Annotated in this window: 13 protein-coding genes and 1 tRNA gene; all 14 read left to right on the top strand. The window is 63.3% G+C overall.

The features are described from left to right. Nucleotides 1–470 (top strand): EF-Tu/IF-2/RF-3 family GTPase (locus tag D577_RS0113260; protein WP_018870685.1); only part of this gene is annotated, 470 nt, incomplete at its 5' end. Nucleotides 471–546: 76 nt separating this feature from the next. Further along, nucleotides 547–622 (top strand) — tRNA-Trp (locus D577_RS0113255). A 39-nt stretch (nucleotides 623–661) separates the two neighbouring features. After that, nucleotides 662–1,027, top strand: a complete 366-nt coding sequence (gene secE / locus D577_RS0113250) for a preprotein translocase subunit SecE (protein ID WP_018871341.1) — start codon at nucleotides 662–664, stop codon at nucleotides 1,025–1,027. Between the two features lie 18 nt (nucleotides 1,028–1,045). Further along, nucleotides 1,046–1,579 (top strand): transcription termination/antitermination protein NusG, encoded by a 534-nt coding sequence (gene nusG / locus D577_RS0113245; protein ID WP_018947940.1) that lies wholly within the window; start codon nucleotides 1,046–1,048, stop codon nucleotides 1,577–1,579. Between the two features lie 63 nt (nucleotides 1,580–1,642). Next, on the top strand, nucleotides 1,643–2,074 hold the full coding sequence (gene rplK, locus D577_RS0113240; RefSeq protein WP_018871343.1) for a 50S ribosomal protein L11: 432 nt from the start codon (nucleotides 1,643–1,645) through the stop codon (nucleotides 2,072–2,074). Between the two features lies 1 nt (nucleotide 2,075). Then, the gene (gene rplA, locus D577_RS0113235) at nucleotides 2,076–2,771 is read left to right on the top strand and encodes a 50S ribosomal protein L1 (protein ID WP_018871344.1); all 696 of its coding nucleotides are present in this window, start codon (nucleotides 2,076–2,078) and stop codon (nucleotides 2,769–2,771) included. A 224-nt stretch (nucleotides 2,772–2,995) separates the two neighbouring features. After that, nucleotides 2,996–3,517: a 50S ribosomal protein L10 gene (rplJ, locus tag D577_RS0113230; RefSeq protein ID WP_018871345.1), complete on the top strand. Its 522-nt coding sequence runs from the start codon at nucleotides 2,996–2,998 to the stop codon at nucleotides 3,515–3,517. A gap of 70 nt (nucleotides 3,518–3,587) precedes the next feature. Further along, nucleotides 3,588–3,971: a 50S ribosomal protein L7/L12 gene (rplL, locus tag D577_RS0113225; protein WP_018947939.1), complete on the top strand. Its 384-nt coding sequence runs from the start codon at nucleotides 3,588–3,590 to the stop codon at nucleotides 3,969–3,971. Nucleotides 3,972–4,102: 131 nt separating this feature from the next. Continuing rightward, nucleotides 4,103–8,182, top strand: coding sequence for a DNA-directed RNA polymerase subunit beta (gene rpoB, locus D577_RS0113220; protein ID WP_018947938.1), 4,080 nt, complete (start codon nucleotides 4,103–4,105; stop codon nucleotides 8,180–8,182). 70 nt (nucleotides 8,183–8,252) lie between these two features. Further along, nucleotides 8,253–12,500 (top strand): DNA-directed RNA polymerase subunit beta', encoded by a 4,248-nt coding sequence (gene rpoC / locus D577_RS0113215; RefSeq protein ID WP_018947937.1) that lies wholly within the window; start codon nucleotides 8,253–8,255, stop codon nucleotides 12,498–12,500. 109 nt (nucleotides 12,501–12,609) lie between these two features. Then, complete coding sequence (rpsL, locus tag D577_RS0113210; protein WP_018871349.1) at nucleotides 12,610–12,987, top strand: 30S ribosomal protein S12; 378 nt, start codon at nucleotides 12,610–12,612, stop codon at nucleotides 12,985–12,987. 27 nt (nucleotides 12,988–13,014) lie between these two features. Continuing rightward, complete coding sequence (rpsG, locus tag D577_RS0113205; protein ID WP_018947936.1) at nucleotides 13,015–13,482, top strand: 30S ribosomal protein S7; 468 nt, start codon at nucleotides 13,015–13,017, stop codon at nucleotides 13,480–13,482. A gap of 18 nt (nucleotides 13,483–13,500) precedes the next feature. Continuing rightward, nucleotides 13,501–15,597 carry an elongation factor G gene (gene fusA, locus D577_RS0113200; protein ID WP_018947935.1) on the top strand — a complete coding sequence of 699 codons (2,097 nt, stop codon included), beginning with the start codon at nucleotides 13,501–13,503 and terminating at the stop codon, nucleotides 15,595–15,597. Between the two features lie 40 nt (nucleotides 15,598–15,637). Beyond that, on the top strand, nucleotides 15,638–16,136 hold a 499-nt coding region (locus tag D577_RS0113195), incomplete at its 3' end, for a GTP-binding protein (RefSeq protein ID WP_018947356.1).

Genomic DNA, 16,136 nt, shown 5'->3' with positions numbered 1-16,136 from the left:
TGGGCGAGGAAGTGGAGATCGTGGGTCTGCACGACACGCAGAAGACCACGGTGACCGGCGTGGAGATGTTCCGCAAGCTGCTGGACCAGGGCGAGGCCGGCGACAACGTGGGCGTGCTGCTGCGCGGCACCAAGCGTGACGACGTGCAGCGCGGCCAGGTGCTGTGCAAGCCGGGTTCGATTACTCCGCACACCCAGTTCGAGGCGGAAGTGTACATCCTGAACAAGGAAGAGGGCGGTCGTCACACGCCGTTCTTCAACGGGTATCGTCCGCAGTTCTATTTCCGGACGACGGACGTGACGGGTTCGGTCGAGCTGCCGGAAGGCACCGAGATGGTGATGCCGGGCGACAACGTGAAGATGACGGTGTCGCTGATCAGCCCGATCGCCATGGAAGACGGTCTGCGTTTCGCGATTCGCGAAGGCGGCCGCACCGTGGGCGCCGGCGTCGTCTCGAAGATTATCGAGTGATAGACTGAGCAGTCAGCTGGCACGTCACCCGCGTTTGCACCCGCTGCAATTGCGGGTGTCTGCCTTCTACGATTACAGGCCAGTAGCTCAATTGGCAGAGCAGCGGTCTCCAAAACCGCAGGTTGGGGGTTCGAGTCCCTCCTGGCCTGCCATCTTTTACGATGGCGGCAAGCACCGGGTGAGACGATTTCATGACTGAACAATCGGAAGGCAGCGGCGCGCTGGATACTGTCAAGCTCGCCGTGGTCGTGGCCTTGCTCGTTGCCGGCGTCATGGGCTTCTACTGGTTCCAGGACGAATCGACCCTCGTGCGCGTGGTCGGTTTGCTTGCTGTCGTGGCCGTGGCCGCCGGGATCGGCATGACCACCTACAAAGGCCGACAGCTGAGCGCCTTCATGGGCAACGCCCGCACCGAAGTACGCAAGATGGTCTGGCCGACCCGTGTCGAAACGACCCAGACAACCCTGGTCGTGATCGCCGTCGTCATCGTGGTGGGGATCTTCCTCTGGCTCCTGGACATGTTCCTGGGGTGGTCCGTCAGTCGCTTCATCGGATAGGCATCAGGAATCTACCCCATGGCATTACGCTGGTACGTAGTACAGGCATTCTCCGGCTTCGAGTCCCAGGTCAAGCGGTCGCTGGAAGAGCGCATCGAGCGCTTCGAGATGCAGGACCATTTTGGCCAGATCCTGGTCCCGACCGAAGAGGTCGTGGAGATGAAGGACGGCCAGAAGCGCAAGAGTGAACGGAAGTTCTTTCCGGGGTACGTGCTGGTCCAGATGGATTTCAGCGACGAGGCCTGGCACCTGGTGAAGGCGGTCCCTCGCGTCCTTGGATTCATCGGGGGAACGGCGGATCGCCCGGCGCCGATCAGCGAAAAGGAAGCCGAGGCCATCCTCAACCGCATGGAAGAGGGCGCCGAGAAGCCGCGTCCCAAGGTCCTGTTCGAAGTCGGCGAGATGGTTCGCGTCATCGATGGCCCCTTCAACGACTTCAACGGTGTCGTCGAAGAGGTCAACTACGACAAGAGCCGTCTGCTGGTGGCCGTCCAGATATTCGGTCGTTCGACCCCGGTGGAGCTCGAGTTCCATCAGGTCGAGAAAACCTGACGCAGTGTGCGTTTAACACCTTGATCGGGGAGCCGCGAGGCGCCTGTACCCGAGGGAGTCAGCATGGCAAAGAAAATCGAAGCCTACATCAAGCTTCAGGTCGGGGCCGGCAAGGCCAATCCGAGCCCCCCCGTCGGCCCCGCGCTGGGTCAGCGCGGCGTGAACATCATGGAGTTCTGCAAGGCGTTCAACGCCGAGACCCAGGACATGGAGCCCGGTCTGCCGATCCCGGTGGTGATCACCGTGTATTCCGACCGTTCGTTCACCTTCGTGACCAAGACCCCGCCGGCACAGATCCTTCTGAAGAAGGCCGCCGGAATCCAGAGCGGTTCGGGTGAGCCGAACACCAAAAAGGTCGGAAAGGTCACGCGCGAGCAGCTGGAAGAGATTGCACGCGCCAAGGAACCGGATCTGACCGCCGCCGACATGGACGCCGCGGTCCGCACGATCGCCGGCAGCGCCCGCAGTATGGGCATCGACGTGGAGGGTCTCTGAGATGGCGAAGCTGAGCAAACGCATGCAGACGATCCGCGAGAAGGTGGAGCCGACTCGTGCGTATCCCGCCGATGAGGCCTTCTCCCTTCTGCGCGAGCTGGCCACCGCAAAATTCCGCGAGTCCGTCGACGTCGCCGTGAATCTGGGCGTGGATCCGCGGAAATCCGACCAGGTCGTGCGCGGCTCCACGGTCCTCCCGCACGGCAACGGCAAGACCGTTCGCGTGGCGGTGTTCACCCAGGGCGATAACGCGGATGCCGCCAAAGAGGCCGGCGCGGATGTGGTCGGCATGGATGACCTTGCCGAACAGGTCAAGGCCGGTCAGCTGGATTTCGACGTGGTGATCGCCTCCCCCGATGCGATGCGCGTGGTGGGGCAACTGGGCCAGATCCTCGGTCCGCGCGGTCTGATGCCCAACCCCAAGGTCGGTACCGTGACGCCGGATGTGGCCACGGCGGTGACCAACGCCAAGGGCGGGCAGGTCCGCTACCGCACGGACAAGGGCGGCATCGTCCACTGCACGATCGGCGCGGCCGACTTCGAGGCGGATGCCCTGAAGGACAACCTGAACGCGCTGCTGCAGGATCTGATCAAGATGAAGCCGGCGACCTCCAAGGGCCAGTACGTGCGTGGAGTCACGGTCTCGACGACGATGGGCCCCGGGCTGAAGGTCGACGGCGCCACCCTCAATCTCTGATTCCGCCGTACGCGGCGGAATCCAATGCTTTGGTCGGCTGTCGCGCGAGCGGCACGCCATCCAAGACCGCAGGCGGGCCGCATGGCGGCGCTTAATAGCCCAGCCTGCGCAGATGGTGTCACCCGATTCAGGAATGGCCTGCGACGGGAGCACCTGAGTACCGGTCTTCGGACCGGTTCACGACCATCTCCGGATGGTCTCAACAGAGGAGAGTCAACGTGGCTTTGAATCTCGATGACAAGAAGCAGATTGTCACGGAACTGGCTGCGATTGCTGCCTCGGCGCACTCCGCGGTGGGTGCGGAATATCGAGGTCTCTCGGTCGCGCAGATGACCGAGCTGCGCAAGCAGGCTCGGGAGCAGGATGTTTATCTGCGCGTGGTGAAGAACAATCTCGCCAAGCGTGCGCTGGCGGGCACGGACTTCGAGTGCATGCAGCCCGAGCTGCATGGGCCGTTGGTTCTGGCCTTCAGCCTGGAGGAGCCATCCTCCGCCGCGCGTCTGGTGCGTGATTTCGCCAAGACCAACGATCAGCTGAAAGCACGGATGGTGTCCTTCGGCGGCGAGTTGATGGGGGCGAACGATCTCGAACGCCTCGCCAGCCTGCCGACCCGCGAAGAGGCCCTGAGCCAGCTGATGGCCACGATGCGCGCACCGCTCGACAAGTTCGCCCGCACCGTCAACGAGGTGCCCGGCAAACTGGTGCGTACCGTTGCAGCGATCCGCGATCAGAAGCAGGCAGCCTGATCCCGGTTCCTGGAATCCTATTCGCTAGCACATTTCTGAATGCGGGCAGCCCCGCAGGGAGAACCTACTAATGGCCGTTTCGAAAGAAGATATCCTGGAAGCCATCGGCAACATGACGGTCCTCGAAATCGTGGACCTGATTGGCGAGATGGAAGAGAAGTTCGGCGTGACCGCGGCTGCTGCCGTGGCCGCAGCCCCGGCCGCCGCCGGCGGTGGTGAAGGCGGCGGCGGTGAAGCCGAGAAGGACGAGTTCGACGTCGTCATGTCCGGCTTCGGCGACAACAAGGTTGGCGTCATCAAGGTCGTGCGCGGCCTGACCGGTCTGGGCCTGAAGGAGGCCAAGGAGATGGTCGAAGGCGTACCGGCCACCGTGAAGGAAGGCGCGGCCAAGGAAGAAGCCGAGAAGATGAAGGCGGAGCTGGAAGAAGCCGGCGCGTCCGTCGAGCTGAAGTAACAAGGGCGTTACGCCCGTTGTCAGACGTGTCCGTCACGGGCATGCGGAGCTGGCGGCTGCGAGGCCGTCAGCTTCCGCCCGTGGTGGCGCGGATTTATTGCGCGTTGTTCTGCTAGCCCCCGAGGTATTCCATGGCCCTCAGTTATACCGAAAAGAAACGCATCCGCAAGGATTTCGGGAAGCGTCCCCAGATCCTGGACGTTCCGTATCTGCTGGAGACCCAGCTCACCTCCTACCGCAATTTCCTCCAGGAGGACCGGGGTGCGGACAGTCGCGAAGGACTCGGTCTGCACGCGGCGTTTCAGTCGGTATTTCCCATTGTCAGTTACTCCGGTCACGTTCAGCTGGAGTATGTCAGCTATCGGCTCGGCGAGCCGGTCTTCGACGTCAAGGAATGCCAGATCCGCGGCGTGACCTATGCGGCCCCGCTGCGTGTGCTGCTGCGGCTGGTGATTCACGACAAGGATGCCCCTGCCGGCTCCACCGTGGTGAAGGAGGTGAAGGAGCAGGAGGTCTACATGGGCGAACTGCCCCTGATGACCGAAAACGGCACCTTCGTGATCAACGGTACCGAGCGGGTGATCGTTTCCCAGCTGCACCGTTCGCCCGGGGTGTTCTTCGACTCCGACAAGGGCAAGACCCAGGGAAGCTCGCAGAAGCTGCTGTACAACGCACGCATCATCCCGTACCGCGGTTCGTGGCTCGATTTCGAGTTCGATGCCAAGGACGGGGTGTATGTCCGGATTGACCGTCGCCGGAAGCTGCCGGCCTCCATCCTGCTGCGTGCACTGGGGATGGACACCGAGCAGATCCTGGAGACGTTCTTTGATTTCAGCCGGGTGACCCTTGACGAAAATGGCGGCGAGCTGGATCTGATCCCCGAACGTCTGCGGGGGGAAACCGCGGTGGTGGACATCACCGACGGCGACAAGGTCATCGTGGAAGCCGGTCGGCGGATTACGCCGCGGCACATCCGCGAGATCGAGAAGGCCGGGATTCGTACGCTGCACCTCCCTGACGAAAATCTTGTGGGTCGCGTGCTCGCGCGGACGATTATGGATCCGTCCACCGGGGAGGTGATCGGCAACCCGAACGATGCCCTGACCCAGGATCTGCTGGACCGGCTTCGGGCCGAAGGGATTCAGCAGTTCGACACGATCTACACGAACGAGTACGACCATGGGCCGTACATGTCCGACACATTGCGGCTGGATCCGACCAAGACCCAGCTGGAGGCACAGGTCGAGATCTATCGCGTGATGCGTCCGGGCGAGCCGCCGACCAAGGATGCCGCGGAGAACCTGTTCGCGAACCTGTTCTTCTCGGAAGACCGCTATGATCTTTCGGCCGTCGGCCGCATGAAGTTCAATCGCCGCGTCGGTCGTGATACCGATGAAGGCGAGGGGGTGCTGTCCACGGACGATATCCTCGACGTGCTCAAGGTCCTGATCGATCTGCGCAACGGCAAGGGCCGTACCGACGACATTGACCACCTTGGCAATCGTCGCATCCGGTCGGTGGGCGAAATGGCGGAGAATCAGTTCCGCCTGGGGCTGGTCCGCGTCGAGCGTGCGGTCAAGGAACGTCTGACCGTCGCGGAGAGCGAGGGGCTGATGCCGCAGGAACTGATCAATGCCAAGCCGGTGGCGGCTGCGATCAAGGAATTCTTCGGCTCCAGCCAGCTCTCGCAGTTCATGGACCAGAACAACCCCCTCTCCGAGGTGACCCACAAGCGCCGGATATCCGCGCTGGGTCCGGGCGGCCTGACGCGCGAACGCGCGGGCTTCGAAGTGCGGGACGTGCATCCGACGCATTACGGGCGGGTATGCCCGATCGAGACTCCGGAAGGACCGAACATCGGTCTGATCAACTCGCTGGCGGTGTATGCGCGGACCAACCGTTACGGGTTCCTCGAGACGCCTTATCGCAAGGTCGAGGACGGGCGCGTCACCGATGAGATCGCCTATCTCTCGGCCATCGAGGAAAGCCAGTACGTGATCGCGCAGGCGAACGCGGCCATGGACGAGGGCGGTCGCCTGACCGATGACCTGGTGTCCTGCCGGTACCAGGAAGAGTTCACGATCTCCTCGCCGGACAAGATCCAGTACATGGATATCTCGCCGAAGCAGATTGTTTCGGTAGCCGCCGCGCTGTTGCCGTTCCTGGAGCATGACGACGCGAACCGCGCCCTGATGGGCGCCAACATGCAGCGCCAGGCGGTTCCGTGCCTGCGCTCGGACAAGCCACTGGTGGGGACGGGTATCGAGCGTACCGTGGCCATCGACTCCGGATCGGCGATTGTCGCCCGGCGGGGCGGCACCGTGGATTCCGCGGACGCCGGACGTGTGGTCGTGCGGGTCAATGACGACGAGACCCAGCCGGGCGAACCGGGCGTGGATATCTACAATCTGACCAAGTATTCGCGCTCGAACCAGAACACCGCGATCAACCAGCGTCCGCTGGTGGCCGTTGGTGACGAAATCGCGCGTGGCGATGTGCTGGCCGACGGTTCCTCCACGGACATGGGCGACCTGGCGCTGGGCCAGAATATGATGGTCGCGTTCATGCCCTGGAACGGTTACAACTTCGAGGACTCGATCCTGATCTCGGAGCGTGCGGTTCACGAGGATCGCTACACCACCATCCACATCGAGGAGCTCAACTGCACCGCGCGTGACACCAAGCTCGGGCAGGAAGAGGTGACGGCGGACATCCCCAATGTCTCCGAGTCGCTGCTGTCCAAGCTGGACGAGTCCGGTGTGGTGTACGTGGGTGCCGAGGTGAAGCCGGGCGACATCCTGGTCGGGAAGGTGACGCCCAAGGGCGAGACCCAGCTGACGCCGGAAGAGAAACTGCTGCGTGCGATCTTCGGCGAGAAGGCGTCGGACGTGAAGGATACGTCCCTGCGCGTCCCGTCGGGCGTCGAGGGAACGGTCATTGACGTTCGCGTGTTCACGCGGGACGGCGTCGAGAAGGACGCCCGGGCCAAGTCGATTGAAGAGGACGACATGGCCGCGGTGCGCAAGGACCTGCGGGATCAGCTGCGGATCTACGAGGACGACATCTTTGCGCGCATGGAGAAGCTCCTGGTCAACAAGACCGCCGCAGGCGGGCCCGACGGGCTGGGAGACGGCTCCAGGGTGACGAAGAAATACCTGCAGGGCCTGTCGCGTGACCAGTGGTTCGAGATCCGCCTGCAGGATGATGACGTGAATGCCCAGCTGGAGGACCTCGGGCGTCAGCTCAAGGACCAGAAAACGGCGTTTGACGAAAAGGTCGAGCACCAGAAGGCGAAGCTGGCCGCGGGTGACGACCTGCCGCCGGGCGTGCAGAAGATGGTCAAGGTCTACGTGGCCGTGAAGCGTCGTCTGCAGCCGGGCGACAAAATGGCCGGTCGCCACGGGAACAAGGGCGTGATCTCGATGATCGTGCCGGAAGAAGACATGCCGTTCCTGGATGACGGGACGCCGGTGGACGTGGTCCTGAACCCGCTGGGTGTGCCTTCGCGCATGAACGTCGGGCAGGTGCTCGAGGTCCATCTTGGGTGGGCCGCGAAGGGGCTGGGCGACAAGATCAACCGCATGCTCGAGGCGCAATCCGAGATCGCGAAGCTGCGCGAATTCCTGGACCGCATCTACAACCACCGTGATCGCAAGGTCAACCTGGATGAACTCTCGGACACCGAGATCCTGACCCTGTGCCGGAACCTGCGGGGCGGCGTGCCCATGGCTACCCCGGTGTTCGACGGTGCGGCCGAGGAAGAGATCAAGGAGATGCTGCGGCTCGCCGATCTGCCCGAAACGGGTCAGGCGACCCTGTACGACGGTCGGACCGGGGAGGCCTTCGATCGCCCGGTGACGGTGGGCTACATGCATATGCTCAAGCTCAACCACCTGGTCGACGACAAGATGCACGCGCGCTCCACCGGCCCGTACTCGCTGGTGACCCAGCAGCCGCTGGGCGGCAAGGCGCAGTTCGGTGGCCAGCGCTTCGGCGAGATGGAGGTCTGGGCGCTGGAGGCCTACGGCGCTGCCTACACCCTGCAGGAAATGCTGACGGTGAAGGCGGACGACGTGCAGGGCCGCAACAAGATGTACAAGAACATCGTCGACGGCGAGCACCAGATGGAAGCCAATGTGCCCGAGTCCTTCAACGTGCTGATGAAGGAAATCAAGGCGCTGGGCATCAACATCGAGCTCGAGCAGGACTGACCCGCTCCGTTCGCAACGTGATCCGAAGGGGCGCCGCGCGCCCCTCGAAAACTAGCTGTGAGGCAAGTGAATGAAAGACCTCCTGAATCTGTTCAAGCAGCAGACCCAGCCGGAAGAGTTTGACGCCATCCGGATTGGCCTGGCGTCCTCCGACCAGGTGCGCTCCTGGTCGTTCGGCGAAGTGAAAAAGCCGGAGACGATCAACTACCGCACCTTCAAGCCGGAGCGGGACGGGCTGTTCTGTGCCAAGATCTTTGGCCCGGTGAAGGATTACGAGTGCCTGTGCGGCAAGTACAAGCGCCTGAAGCACCGGGGCGTGGTGTGCGAGAAGTGTGGCGTCGAGGTGACCCAGACCAAGGTGCGCCGCGAGCGCATGGGGCACATCGATCTGGCCTCCCCGGTTGCGCATATCTGGTATCTGAAGAGCCTGCCGTCGCGCATCGGCCTGCTGCTGGACATGACCCTGAAGGACATCGAGAAGGTGCTGTACTTCGAGTCCTTCATCGTGACCGACCCGGGGTTCACCACCCTGGAGAAGCGTCAGCTCCTGACCGACGAGGAGTACCTCGAGGCGATGGAGGAGCACGGTGACGACTTCACCGCGATGATGGGTGCGGAAGCGGTCCTGAGCCTTCTGAAGGAGCTGGATCTGCAGTCCGAAGCCGCGCGCATGCGCCAGGAACTGTCGGAGACCGGTTCCGAAACCAAGATCAAGCGCCTCGGCAAGCGCCTGAAGCTGATCGAGTCGTTCCTGGAGTCCGGCAACAAGCCGGAGTGGATGATCATGGACGTGCTGCCGGTGCTGCCGCCGGACCTGCGTCCGCTGGTGCCGCTGGACGGCGGTCGCTTCGCGACTTCCGACCTGAACGACCTGTACCGCCGTGTGATCAATCGCAACAACCGTCTGCGCCGCCTGCTGGAGCTGAACGCCCCCGACATCATCGTGCGCAACGAAAAGCGCATGCTGCAGGAGTCCGTGGACGCGCTGCTGGACAACGGCCGCCGCGGCCGTGCCATCACCGGTACCAACAAGCGCCCGCTGAAGTCCCTGGCCGACATGATCAAGGGCAAGCAGGGCCGCTTCCGTCAGAACCTGCTGGGCAAGCGTGTCGACTACTCCGGTCGTTCCGTGATCGTTGTGGGTCCGACCCTGCGTCTGCACCAGTGCGGCCTGCCCAAGCGCATGGCGCTGGAACTGTTCAAGCCGTTCATCTTCGGCAAGCTGCAGCGTCGTGGCCTGGCCACCACCATCAAGGCGGCAAAGAAGGCGGTCGAGAAGGAAGGTCCGGAGGTCTGGGACATCCTCGAAGAGGTGATCCGCGAGCACCCGGTGATGCTGAACCGCGCGCCGACTCTGCACCGCCTCGGCATCCAGGCGTTCGAGCCGGTGCTGATCGAGGGCAAGGCGATCCAGCTGCACCCGCTGGTCTGCGCCGCGTTCAACGCGGACTTCGACGGTGACCAGATGGCCGTGCACGTGCCGCTGTCGCTGGAGGCCCAGCTGGAGGCACGTACGCTGATGCTGTCCTCCAACAACGTGCTGTCCCCGGCCAATGGCGAGCCCATTATTGTTCCGTCGCAGGACATTGTGCTCGGCCTTTATTACCTGTCGCGGGAGAAGGTCAACGCGCGGGGCGAAGGCATGGTGTTCGCCGACGTTGACGAGGTGCATCGCGCCTACGAGAACGGCAAGGTCGATCTGCATGCACGCGTTACCGTGCGCATGGAGGACCCGCACGCCCAATATGCCGACAGCGAGGGCGAGCGCCCGCGCGTGCGTCTGGAGACCACGGTCGGGCGGGCGATCCTGTCCCGGGTCATGCCGCGCGGGCTGCCCTTCGAGCTGATCGATCAGGAGCTGGACAAGAAGAGCATCTCGCACCTGATCAATGCCTGCTACCGCCGCCTGGGCCTCAAGGACACCGTGGTGTTCGCGGACCAGCTGATGTATGCCGGTTTCTACTACTCCACCCGTGCCGGCGTGTCCTTCTGCGCGGATGACATGGTGATCCCGGACGAAAAGCAGCCGATCCTGGAGAATGCCGAGGAGCAGGTGAAGGAAATCGAGGAGCAGTACGCCTCGGGCCTGGTCACCAAGGGCGAGCGCTACAACAAGGTCGTGGACATCTGGGCGCACTGCAACGACCAGGTGGCGAAATCGATGATGGAGCACCTCGGCAAGGAAGAGGTGACGAATCGCGACGGCGAAGTGGTCGCGCAGCGTGCGTTCAACTCGATCTTCATGATGGCCGACTCCGGCGCGCGCGGATCCGCCGCGCAGATTCGCCAGCTGGCGGGCATGCGCGGCCTGATGGCCAAGCCGGACGGGTCCATCATCGAGACGCCCATCACCGCGAACTTCCGCGAGGGTCTCAACGTCCTGCAGTACTTCATCTCGACCCACGGCGCCCGCAAGGGCCTGGCGGATACGGCGCTGAAGACCGCCAACTCGGGGTACCTCACGCGTCGCCTGGTGGACGTGTCGCAGGACGTGGTGGTGACCGAGCCGGACTGCGGTACCGAACAGGGCCTCCTGATGAAGCCGATCATCGAGGGCGGCGATGTGGTCGAACCGCTGCGCGACCGCGTGCTTGGTCGCACGGTGGCGGTGGACATCCTGCGCCCGGGCACCGACGAGGTGCTGGTGCCGAAGGACACCCTGCTCGATGAGGCGATGGTGGATCAGCTCGATGCCGCGGGCGTTGACGAGGTCCTGGTGCGCTCGGCGATTACTTGCGAGACCCGGCAGGGTATCTGCGCCAAATGCTACGGGCGCGACCTGGCGCGCGGCCACGAGGTCAACTCGGGTGAATCGGTGGGGGTCATCGCGGCCCAGTCGATCGGCGAGCCCGGAACCCAGCTGACCATGCGTACGTTCCATATCGGGGGTGCTGCGTCCCGCGCTGTCACGGTCAGTGCGATCCAGGTCAAGAATGCCGGGCACATCCGTCTCCACAACATCAAGACCGTGGAGCACAAGTCCGGCAACCTGGTGGCGGTGTCGCGTTCCGGAGAACTGGGAGTGATCGACGAGGCCGGCCGTGAGCGCGAGCGCTACAAGGTTCCCTATGGCGCGACGATCATGGTCCATGAGGGCAATGCGGTCGAAGCCGGTCAGGAAATTGCCACCTGGGATCCGCATACCCACCCGATCGTGACCGAAGTGGCGGGTACCGTGAAGCTCGCGGATTTCATCGAAAACGTGACGGTGACGAAGGAGACGGACGAGTTCACCGGCCTGTCCTCCAACGTGGTCCTCGATCCCAAGAGCCGGAGCTCCGCCGGCAAGGATCTGCGGCCCACGGTCAAGCTGCTGGATGACGCCGGGAACGAGGTCTACATCCCGGGGACGGACATGCCCGCGCAGTACATGCTGCCGGCCAACGCGATCTTCAACCTGGAAGACAATGCGCGGGTCGAGGTGGGTGACGTCATTGCGCGCCTGCCGCAGGAGTCTTCGAAGACCCGTGACATCACCGGCGGTCTGCCGCGCGTCGCCGACCTGTTCGAGGCGCGCAAGCCCAAGGAACCGGCGATCCTGGCCGAGCTGTCCGGTACGGTTTCGTTCGGGAAGGAAACCAAGGGCAAGCAGCGTCTGATCATCACTCCGGACCGGGGCGACGCCCACGAGATGCTGATCGCCAAACAGCGGACCGTGAACGTGTTCGAGGGCGAGCGTGTCGAGCAGGGCGAAGTGATCGTCGATGGCGAACTGGATCCGCACGATATCCTCCGCCTTAGGGGCGTCACCGCGCTCGCGGAATATCAGGTGCAGGAGATCCAGGATGTCTATCGCCTGCAGGGCGTGAAGATCAATGACAAGCACATCGAAGTCGTCGTCCGGCAGATGCTGCGCAAGGTCAACATCCTGGACCCCGGCGATACACGTTTCCTGTCGGGCGACCAGGTGGACCGCACTCGGGTCCTCGAGGAGAACGAGAAGCTGTCTACCGACCAGCAGCCGGCAACCTACGAACGTGTGCTTCTGGGGATTACCAAGGCCTCGCTCGTGACGGAATCGTTCATCTCTGCGGCCTCTTTCCAGGAAACGACGCGGGTGCTGACCGAGGCCTCGACGCGCGGCGCGCGGGACGACCTGCGCGGGCTCAAGGAGAACGTGATCGTGGGCCGCTTGATTCCCGCGGGGACCGGGTTGGCCTATCACAAGGAACGCCGCCGCAGGCGGGCTCTCGAAATGCCCGAATTCGAAACGGTGGGCGATAGCGCACCGGAAGCCGAACCGGCCGAAGGGCCGTCGGCAGGGCCGGAGAGCGAGCCCGGCGGCGACAGCGGAGCATCGGGTGATTCCGTGCAGTGATGCGGAATCGAGTTGACAGTCAAGAGGGCGCGCATTAAACTTCCGCTCCCTCGACAGGCCGGTCTCGGCACCGGCCTGTCGTTATTTTTAGGCTAGGAGAAAGGGTTTCATGGCCACGATCAACCAGTTGGTACGAAAGCCGCGCAAGCGGCCGGTCGAGAAGAGCGACGTGCCGGCGCTTCAGGGTTCGCCGCAGAAGCGCGGTGTATGCACCCGTGTCTACACCACCACGCCCAAAAAGCCGAACTCGGCGCTGCGCAAGGTTGCGCGCGTGCGGCTGACCAACGGTTACGAGGTCAGCTCCTATATCGGTGGCGAAGGGCACAACCTGCAGGAACACTCCGTGGTCCTGATTCGTGGTGGTCGTGTGAAGGACCTCCCGGGTGTGCGCTATCACACGGTCCGCGGAAGCCTGGACACCCAGGGCGTGCAGAAGCGCGCGAAGGGTCGTTCCAAGTACGGGACCAAGCGTCCGAAGAAATCCTAACCGTGTTCAAGTCCGGGAACTGAAACAATGTCGAGAAGAGCAGCCGCACCCAAGCGTCACATCCTCCCCGATCCGAAATTCGGGAGCGATCGTCTGGCGAAGTTCATCAATACCGTCATGCGGGATGGCAAGAAGTCCGTCGCCGAGCGGGTCGTCTATGGCGCGCTGGACCAGATCGAGTCCAAGCAGGGTGACGGCCTGGGCGCGCTGGAGCGTGCGCTCGACAACGTGCGTCCGCGGGTCGAGGTGAAGGGCCGCCGGGTCGGCGGGGCGACGTACCAGGTTCCCGTCGAGGTGCGTTCGGTCCGTCAGGACGCACTGGCGATGCGCTGGGTGGTCGAGGCGGCGCGCAAGCGCGGCGAGCGCACCATGGCCATGAAGCTGGCCGGCGAGCTGATGGATGCGGCCGACAGCAAGGGATCCGCCGTCAAAAAGCGCGAAGACACTCACCGGATGGCGGATGCCAACAAGGCATTCGCGCACTTCCGCTGGTAAGAACGAAGAGGCACCTCAGTGGCACGCAAGACCCCCATCAAGCGCTATCGCAATATCGGCATCAGCGCGCATATCGACGCTGGAAAGACCACCACGACGGAGCGCATCCTGTTCTATACCGGTCTGTCGCACAAGATCGGCGAGGTGCATGACGGCGCCGCCGTGATGGACTGGATGGATCAGGAGCAGGAACGCGGGATTACCATTACCTCCGCGGCGACGACGTCGTTCTGGTCCGGCATGGCCAAGCAGTTCCCCGAGCACCGCATCAACATCATCGATACGCCGGGGCACGTGGACTTCACGATCGAGGTGGAGCGGTCGATGCGTGTTCTGGACGGCGCCTGTATGGTGTATTGCGCCGTGGGTGGCGTGCAGCCGCAGTCGGAGACCGTCTGGCGCCAGGCCACCAAGTACGAAGTGCCGCGGATCGCGTTCGTCAACAAGATGGACCGCGCCGGTGCCGACTACGAACGCGTCTACAATCAGATGCGCGAGCGCCTGAAGGCCAATCCCGTGCCGATCCAGATCCCGATTGGTTCGGAAGACGCCTTCGCGGGGGTGATCGACCTGGTGAAGATGCAGGCGATCCACTGGCATGACGACAACTATGGCATCAGCTTCGATTACGGCGAGATCCCGGAGGAGCTGAAGGCCGACGCCGAGAAGTGGCGCGAGAACCTGGTCGAATCCGCCGCCGAGGCCTCGGAAGAGCTGATGGAGAAATACCTCGGCGAGGGCGAGCTGAGCGAGGAAGATATCAAGGCCGCGCTGCGCAAGCGCACGCTGGACCTCGAGATCGTGCCGATGATGTGCGGCTCCGCGTTCAAGAACAAGGGTGTCCAGGCGATGCTCGACGCCGTGGTCGAGTACCTGCCCTCGCCGGAAGAAGTCAAGGCCATTAAGGGTGTCAAGGCCGGTACGGAAGATCCCATCGAGAAGAAGGCCACCGACGAAGAACCGTTTGCGGGTCTGGCCTTCAAGCTGATGAGCGACCCCTACGTCGGCAGTCTGACCTTCGTTCGGGTTTATTCGGGCGTGGTGAAGGCCGGAGACACGGTTCTGAACACCCAGAACAATCGCCGCGAGCGGATCGGGCGCATCCTGCAGATGCACTCGAACAGTCGCGAAGAGATCCCGGAGCTGCGCGCCGGCGACATTGGTGCCGTGGTGGGCCTGAAGGACCTCTACACCGGCACCACGCTTTGCTCGCCGGATGATCCGGTCGAGCTCGAGCGCATGGAGTTCCCGGATCCGGTGATTTCCATCGCGGTCGAGCCGAAGACGAAGACCGACCAGGAAAAGATGGGCATGGCGCTGAACAAGCTGGCGCAGGAAGACCCGTCGTTCCAGGTGCGCACGGACGAAGAGTCCGGCCAGACGATCATTTCCGGCATGGGCGAGCTGCACCTCGAGGTGCTGGTCGATCGCCTGAAGCGGGAATTCAAGGTCGAGGCCAACGTGGGCCAGCCCCAGGTGGCGTACCGCGAGACCATCACGAAGTCGATCGAGCAGGAAGGCAAGTTCGTCAAGCAGTCCGGCGGACGCGGTCAGTACGGTCATGTCTGGCTGCGGATCGAGCCGCAGGAGCCGGGTGTCGGTTTCGAGTTCAAGAACGAGATCGTCGGCGGCGTCGTGCCGAAGGATTACATCCCCGCGGTGCAGAAGGGGATCGAAGAGCAGATGCGCAATGGCGTGCTCGCTGGCTACCCCATCGAGGATGTCAAGGTCAGTCTCTTCGACGGCTCCTATCACGACGTCGACTCGAACGAGAACGCCTTCAAGGTCGCGGCCTCCATGGCCTTCAAGGAGGGCGCCCTGCGTGCCGGGGCGGTGCTGCTCGAGCCGATGATGAAGGTCGAGGTGGAGACCCCCGAGGAGTACATGGGTGACGTGATGGGCGACCTTAACGGCCGTCGGGGCCTGGTGCGCGGCATGGAAGATGTTGCCGGCCAGAAGCTTCTGCACGCGGAGGTCCCGCTGTCGGAAATGTTCGGGTACTCGACCCAGCTGCGCTCGCTGACCCAGGGCCGGGCCACGTATTCGATGGAATTCGAGAAATACTCCGAGGCGCCGGCCCAGATCGCCGACGCCGTGGCCCGCAAGGCGTCCTGATACCGCCATTCCGTAGAGAACGATTTAAGAGGTCTTAGCTGTGTCCAAGGAAAAGTTCGAACGCAAGAAGCCGCACGTGAATGTGGGGACGATTGGTCATGTGGACCACGGGAAGACGACGCTGACGGCGGCGTTGACGGTGGTTCAGGCGAAGAAGTACGGCAGCGATGCGCGTGCCTTTGACCAGATTGACAACGCGCCGGAAGAGAAGCAGCGCGGGATCACGATTGCGACGGCGCACGTGGAGTACGAGTCGGACACGCGCCACTATGCGCACGTGGACTGCCCGGGGCACGCGGACTATGTGAAGAACATGATCACCGGTGCTGCGCAGATGGACGGTGCGATTCTGGTGGTTTCGGCGGCGGACGGCCCGATGCCGCAGACGCGGGAGCACATCCTGCTGTCGCGCCAGGTGGGTGTGCCGCACATCGTGGTGTTCCTGAACAAGGCGGACATGGTGGACGATCCGGAGCTCCTGGAGCTGGTGGAGATGGAGGTCCGTGATCTGCTGTCGAGCTATGATTTCCCGGGTGACG

The sequence above is a fragment of the Thioalkalivibrio sp. AKL17 genome (genome assembly GCF_000377885.1).
In the GTDB taxonomy this organism is placed as follows: Bacteria; Pseudomonadota; Gammaproteobacteria; order Ectothiorhodospirales; family Ectothiorhodospiraceae; genus Thioalkalivibrio; species Thioalkalivibrio halophilus.
This window is presented reverse-complemented; position numbering and strand designations above follow the sequence as displayed.